This is a genomic window from Amorphus sp. MBR-141 (genome assembly GCF_053628695.1).
Window position 1 is genome coordinate 1 of record NZ_JBRJGW010000079.1, and the last position, 2,075, is coordinate 2,075.

Below are 2,075 nucleotides of genomic sequence, written 5' to 3' on the forward strand. Positions count from 1 at the left end.
ACCGACGTTGCCGAAACCCTCATCACCATTGCCGCCTCAGCTACCCTCCTGCGCCGATGGCAATGAACCAACCCCCTTCTCAAACGCGCTCTAAGTCTCTCGAGGAACAGACGCGCATTGTCGCCATCCTCGACAAGTTCGACACGCTGACGACTTCGATCAGCGAAGGCCTGCCCCGCGAAATCGAGTTGCGCGAAAAGCAATATGCCTGGTACCGCGATCAGCTGCTGAGCTTTCCCAAGCCTGACGCGGAGGTGGCCTAGATGGGACAGACGCTGGCAGAGATTGCTGAAACGCTGCGCGCCGCCAACAAGAAGGTGCAACTGATCTATGCGTTCAATGCCTCCGGCAAGACCCGGCTGTCCCGCGAGTTCAGGGACCTCATTGATCCTAAGACAGAAGAGCGGGACGACGATCATCGGCCCAAGGTGCTCTACTACAACGCCTTCACCGAAGATCTGTTCTACTGGGACAACGATCTGGACGGCGACATTAAACGGAAACTACGTATCCAGCCAAATGCTTATACCAAATCCGCTTTTGAAGATTTTGGACTCGATGTCAGCGTCATTGCCGCATTCCAGCGCTATACCCAACCGAATTTGACACCCCGCTTCAGCTCGGATTTCTTAGAGGTTACTTTCTCTCTCGAAGGTGGCGACGACGCAAGCATAGGAAATCTGAAAATCTCCAAGGGCGAAGAGAGCAACTTCATCTGGAGCGTTTTCTACTGCCTGCTGGACCAGGTCATTAGCACGCGCAACGTCGTCGAACTCGATGAGCGTGAGACGGATCAGTTCAATGACCTCGAATATATCTTCATCGATGATCCGGTCAGCTCGCTCGATGACAACCACCTGATTCAGCTTGCCGTCGATATCGCTGACCTGATCAGAATAAGCGACAATGCGAACGGCCTGAAGTTTATCATCACGACGCACAATCCCCTTTTCTTCAATGTGGTGTTCAACGAGCTGAGTTTAGCTCAGAGGAAAGACTCCACCCTCATGCTTAGCCGGCTCGATGACGGCACATTCTCGCTGGAAACGAAAAACGGCGACTCCAACAAGAGCTTCTCCTACCACCTTTACCTCAAGCAAACGCTGGAACAGGCGATCGCGGCCGACAAGATCGAACGGTACCACTTCACCCTGCTGCGTAATCTTTATGAGAAGACATCGAACTTTCTGGGCTATCCGCGGTGGTCAGAGCTGCTACCGGTCGACCAGCAGCTTTATCTGAACCGCATCATTCAATTCACGAGCCACAGCACGCTCTCCAGTGAGGCCATCGCCGAGCCCTCACCGCAGGAGAAGCAGACAGTGAAGCTGCTTCTTGAGCATCTGCGCAACAATTACAGCTATTGGCAGGAGGACGGGCCGAATGCCTGAGCAGACGACCCCGATCGCCGAGACCAACCGCTTTATCGTCCTCGATAAATATGTTCGCGCCTGGGAAGCGGCAGGCAACTATCAGTCTGAGGCCGACCTGGAGCGCGAGCTTATTCAGGACCTGGCGCATCAGGGCTATGAATATCGGGCCGATCTGAAATCAACCGACGCCATGCTGGCGAATGTTCGCACTCAGCTGCAAGCCCTCAACGATGTTCAATTTACAGATGAGGAATGGGCGCGCTTCGTTGAGACATATCTGGATCGGCCCAGCGACAGTGCCACTGACAAGACTCGCAAGATCCACGACGACTACATCTTTGACTTCGTCTTCGACGATGGCCGTATCCAGAACATCTATCTGGTCGATAAGGCCAATGTCTGCCGCAACAAGGTTCAGGTCATCAAGCAGTTCGAGCAAGCGGGCACTCATGCGAACCGCTACGATGTGACCATTCTGGTGAACGGGCTGCCGCTGGTGGAGGTCGAGCTGAAAAAGCGCGGCGTCGCCATTCGGGAAGCATTCAACCAGATCCACCGTTACAGCAAGGAGAGCTTCAACTCGGACAGTTCGCTCTTCAAGTACCTCCATGGCCTGCCCCATCGAGGTGGCCGGGGCGTAGAGTTAGAGTCCGGCGGTTAGGGCCGGCGGATGTGCCGACACGGCGCCAGGGTAAGGTGACC

Annotated in this window: 2 protein-coding genes and 1 pseudogene; all 3 read left to right on the forward strand. The window is 54.9% G+C overall.

Translation table 11 applies throughout. The features are described from left to right. Window positions 1-263: pseudogene (locus ACSSVZ_RS28045) on the forward strand (hypothetical protein); the annotation flags it as partial. Next, window positions 264-1,391: an AAA family ATPase gene (locus ACSSVZ_RS28050; protein WP_453974157.1), complete on the forward strand. Its 1,128-nt coding sequence runs from the start codon at window positions 264-266 to the stop codon at window positions 1,389-1,391. Beyond that, complete coding sequence (locus ACSSVZ_RS28055; protein ID WP_453974158.1) at window positions 1,384-2,034, forward strand: type I restriction endonuclease; 651 nt, start codon at window positions 1,384-1,386, stop codon at window positions 2,032-2,034. The genes ACSSVZ_RS28050 and ACSSVZ_RS28055 overlap by 8 nt, the downstream gene beginning before the upstream one ends. The last annotated feature ends 41 nt before the right edge of the window (window positions 2,035-2,075 follow it).

Coding starts and splice junctions, on each gene's coding strand:
- ACSSVZ_RS28050 (WP_453974157.1), top strand. CDS start 264: ATGGGACAGACGCTGGCAGAGATTGCTGAAACGCTGCGCGCCGCCAAC.
- ACSSVZ_RS28055 (WP_453974158.1), top strand. CDS start 1,384: ATGCCTGAGCAGACGACCCCGATCGCCGAGACCAACCGCTTTATCGTC.